The organism is Aeromonas sp. HMWF017, from assembly GCF_003061465.1.
GTDB lineage: Bacteria > Pseudomonadota > Gammaproteobacteria > Enterobacterales > Aeromonadaceae > Aeromonas > Aeromonas veronii.
The window spans coordinates 1916-6100 of the sequence record NZ_QAJD01000180.1 but is presented as its reverse complement, the minus strand read 5'-3'; the positions used below and the strand labels follow the sequence as shown (position 1 = coordinate 6100).

The 4185-nt window shown below is 53.8% G+C and carries 4 protein-coding genes; all 4 read right to left on the bottom strand.

Features of this window, described 5'->3' with window-relative positions; translation table 11 throughout:
• Nucleotides 1–595, bottom strand: a 595-nt coding sequence (locus DBR30_RS20290) for a DUF2931 family protein (protein ID WP_108588503.1), incomplete at its 3' end; no start/stop codon positions are given.
• Nucleotides 596–603: 8 nt separating this feature from the next.
• Nucleotides 604–1308, bottom strand: a complete 705-nt coding sequence (locus DBR30_RS20285; RefSeq protein WP_108539775.1) for a DUF2931 family protein — start codon at nt 1306–1308, stop codon at nt 604–606.
• Nucleotides 1308–3251 (bottom strand): phospholipase effector Tle1 domain-containing protein, encoded by a 1944-nt coding sequence (locus tag DBR30_RS20280; RefSeq protein WP_108588502.1) that lies wholly within the window; start codon nt 3249–3251, stop codon nt 1308–1310. Before DBR30_RS20280 ends, DBR30_RS20285 begins: the two co-directional genes overlap by 1 nt.
• The gene (locus tag DBR30_RS20275; RefSeq protein ID WP_108542320.1) at nt 3251–4045 is read right to left on the bottom strand and encodes a DUF4123 domain-containing protein; all 795 of its coding nucleotides are present in this window, start codon (nt 4043–4045) and stop codon (nt 3251–3253) included. Before DBR30_RS20275 ends, DBR30_RS20280 begins: the two co-directional genes overlap by 1 nt.
• Between the last annotated feature and the right edge of the window lie 140 nt (nt 4046–4185).

Sequence of the window (4185 nt, the reverse complement as noted above, 5' to 3'; positions counted from 1 at the left end):
TGTAATCTTTGTCAAAACGTGCCCAAGCATTTTTAAACTGACTGGATAGAGGGTAACGTTGATCATAAGGGTCATCAGTAACCTCTTTAGCAATCCCCCTGGCCAGCAAGTTATCAGGCTTCACTTTGGCGTTGGTTAAAAATGCTTCCACATAGCCGCCGGTGGCCATACCTAAGCCAATGTTATCGCGACGTACTTCACGCCATTCATCCCTCACCTTGATGCGATAAGGTTGCGCAATCATGCGTTCCAGTTCTGCTGGCAAGGCTAGGCTAATGCGATAGCGCTTTTTATCATGGAATGAAATCCACTCTACCTCTACCTTATCAGGAGCGGGGTGAATATCACGACGCCCCTTGCCAATGCGCCAGCGATAATCTTTGGCCTTAAGAGCTTTAGGGCCGACAAAACCGGCAGAACCATTGGTCGAGGCATCCACCAACTTACCTTGACGATAAAAGAGTACCTCCGTCACCCATAACTCATCAGCGTTCGAACCCACCATATGGCGCCAGTCCAGTTGTTTGAGGTCTGTGGGGGCAGCTTGGCAGGCTGCGACTAACGGCAACAGCAGTAATAAGAGAACCCAGCGCATGGAGGTCATCATTGGACCGGGTCAGTATCTGTTTTGGGCTGTGCTGCGCGATAAGCGTCCATGATCGGGGCCCAATCCATGCCCATGGGAACGGGGTACTGTTGATAGACTTTGCTGTACTTCGCATCAAAGTCTGCCCAAGCATTTTTATACTGACTGGAGAGCGGGAAGCGCTTGTCAAAGGGATCATCCGTTACCTCTTTGGCTATTCCCCTAGCCAGCAGGATATCGGGCGTAGCTCTGACACTGGTTAAAAAGGCCTCGACATAACCACCTGTCGCCATGCCTAAGCCAATATTATCCCGCCTCTCTTCACGCCACTCATTCCTTACCTTGATGCGATAAGGTTGTGCAATCATGCTTTCCAGCTCTGCTGGCAACGCCAAGCTAATCCGATAGCGCTTCTTGTCGTGAAATGAAACCCACTCAACTTCAACTCGATCGGGAGCAGGGTGAATATCACGGCGGCCTTTGCCAATGCGCCAACGATAATCCTTGGACTTAAGTGCTTTTGGCCCGACAAATCCGGCTGCGCCACTGGATGATGCATCGACCAGTTTTCCTTCGCGATAAAACAATGCCTCGGTTACCCATATCAGATCTGCATTAGAACCGACCATATGACGCCAGTCTAAATTTCTGGAAGATGCTTGTGTGGATTGGCTAGCTACTGCTAGTGGCAATAACAGCAGAAGCAGTAATATTCTTCGCATTAATAACCACCCTTTTTGTTACCGGTACTCTGACGCACTTCTTTGCCTCCAACAGTGTTGGGAGTGTTGACCAACCCAGTGTCTGCGCTGTAGTGCAAATATCCTAACCGCAGTTGTTGATACACCTCTGAAGGCAAAGCTATGGCCAGGTTGACGATATCCTTACGGCGTTTTGCCGCATCCACCCATTGCTTATCGAGAGCAGCAAGATCGACAGTAGGGTTCGAAATGGCACTATTGAGCATTAAGTCTCGACGACTGGGGTCCCACTTAATAAAGGGAACACCGGCATCCCGTGCAGCTTCTACCATCATGTGCAGCGGTATACGCGAATACTCCCCCTCCACCACACGATGTAACACTACATCCACAGTCATTTTTTGCTCTGACGCGTCTTTGCCCACAGTGGGAAGACGATGAGGGCGCACATTCAGATACCCGGACACAGTCGGACTACTGTGCGTTTGGAGCAACTTGCTCCCCTTGGCCCACCCCTGTTCTGAACGCATTCGAGCATAGACTGTGGCATCACGATATGCCTTCGAACCGGTGATCTCGCTACGAACCCACTCATCGGAACGGAAGGTGGCGATCACGGTATTTTCGGTGATCACGGGTGAGGCATAGTTAGGATCTCGCAGGCTCCAGCGACTGTAATAGCCACCTCCGACATCAGAGTGAGCACCGGGAATGATGACTTCGGTAAAGTTGTCTGCAATCTCGGTTCCTGCAGCATCGTCAGTGATACGGGTCAGGTCGAAGTGAAAACGCCACTCATCGGCAGCAACGATATGCACCACTCGTTCAGCACAATCAGGATCCAGCACCACGCTGCGTTTGCCCCACAAATATGAGCTGACCACTGTATCAAACAACCCAACAAACTGAATGCGCACATCATCACGACTCGACCAGTCAAAGCCCGCTTTCAGGCGGATTTCGGGAGCATTCGCAATGGCCTCAACCAAAGGATGGTCACCCTTCTTGTCAATACGGTTAACAAACTGGCGAGCAGCAGAAGCACCTCGGCTAAAGCCGAATACATCGAACTCAACTTTATGGATACACTCGATGGTTGGCAGTATTCGCTCAAGTTGTTCTTTTATCTCTGCAACAATCTGAGCACGACACGCTTGTTCGACCCGAGCGGCGCTGGAGGTGTCGCCCTTGTCTGCGGCAAGGCCCGCTTTCGTGTCATCCTGCCCTTGGGTGGTACCTATACCTTCAACATAAACCGCCACCGTCAACTCAGTTTCTGTTGGCGGCAGGTATAAGCGATGAGCCTTACCAATATTGGTGACGTCGTTTTTCTCGCTGTTATTGAGCTCGCTGGGCAGCGCATCATTAAAACATTGCTCCAGCAAGGTTTCCTGCTCCGCTGGGGAGCAGGAGGCCAATGCAGCCTCCAGGGCTGGCTGCCCTTCTTGGTGCTTGAAGGTGTTGTTGGCGGTGCCGTCAAAGAACACACCGATACGCAGGATATTCAGCTGATAGCCCTTCACCTCAATCACGTAGGAATGCTTGGTGATAAACCGTGGCGGCTGGGCTTGCCCGGCTTTATGTCCTTCTGGTAGCGGCTGTTCTGGGTCAGTGAGGCAGAGGTCGCCGGTGGTCACTTTGACATGCTCGCGCTTCACGTCACAGTGCCCCCAAAACTTCTCGGTGTAGGCGGGAACCTGACTGGCCTCGCCCTTTTTGAGGGCTTCACGGGATTGGGCGGCTTTGAGCCAGGGTTGGGTCTCCAGCTTGACGGTGACCGGCCCCACCGCAAAGCCTTGTACCAGGGTCGGGCCGTCTTTCAGGGTCACGGTTTTGCTGGTGCCACTGGCATCGGTCAAGGTGGCTTTTTGCCCCTTGAACGAGCGGTTCTGTTCGTCGCGAACGTCTATCTCAATCCAGCAGTTGTTCTTCTCACAGGGGATGCAGTAGGGAGAAATCGCCATTACACGGCTCCTATCAATTCAGGATGTTTGTTCAGCCAGTTATTCACCTGTGCCATTTCGTCGTCGGTCAGCATCAAGGGCGATCTGATGGCATCAAGTGCCATGCTTGCCTGCAGCGTGAGGGCACCTGCCACCACGCCGTCAAGGACGTCGCCTGCCAGCCCAGCTTGATTGGCCTGCTTGAGGACGGTGGTAATGGCGGCTTCCGGATTGGGATGACGCGCCATCATATCTTCCATCCGTTGCCAGAAGTGTCGAGAGAGGATGTAGGCGTGACGGCTTTCGTCATACAGCGGCGTCAAGTGGTGAGGCTGAATGCGAAACCAGGGGGCTTGGCGGGGAGTAAATTCGGTATCAGGTGTGCGTTGCCAGGCACTGTCGTTGGCCCACAGGCTCAAGCAGGGGCCCAGTACATCATCGAGCTCCTGCTGACTCATGGTGGTCAGCATCTTGGGAAAGACCCGATTATCGGCATAACGCAGCCACATCACTTCCCCTTCGAAGGCTACCTCTATCAGGCTTTGCCAGTGCTGCTGGACGATGTCGATAGCCGCATCGCTTGTGACGTAGACGCCGCCCAGTTGCGGATGAGCCGCGATAAACTCGGGAGCTGGGTCGGGCAGTAGCCAGGGGCCTTGTTCGGCTTGGTCCGCAAACGCCGTACCGGCAAACAAAGGGATGGCATTGGCACCGCCCTGGTTGCAGTAGTCTGCAACCGCAGTGGTATCGAGCGCGGCATCGACGATGGCAAACAGTTGGCCGGGGTGCTGGCTGCGCCACTCTTGAAAGGTCATGCCTTACCTCCCCGGGCAAAGGGGCAGGGCTTCACCAGCGGGGCCATTGACTCCATGCTCTTTTGAATGGCATTCGCTGGGATAGTCGCTGGTGGTGCGGGTGGCACCTTGACTGCCCCCGGCAAGCCGGGCATCTGACC

Coding starts and splice junctions, on each gene's coding strand:
- DBR30_RS20275 (WP_108542320.1), bottom strand. CDS start 4,045: ATGACCTTTCAAGAGTGGCGCAGCCAGCACCCCGGCCAACTGTTTGCC.
- DBR30_RS20280 (WP_108588502.1), bottom strand. CDS start 3,251: ATGGCGATTTCTCCCTACTGCATCCCCTGTGAGAAGAACAACTGCTGG.
- DBR30_RS20285 (WP_108539775.1), bottom strand. CDS start 1,308: ATGCGAAGAATATTACTGCTTCTGCTGTTATTGCCACTAGCAGTAGCT.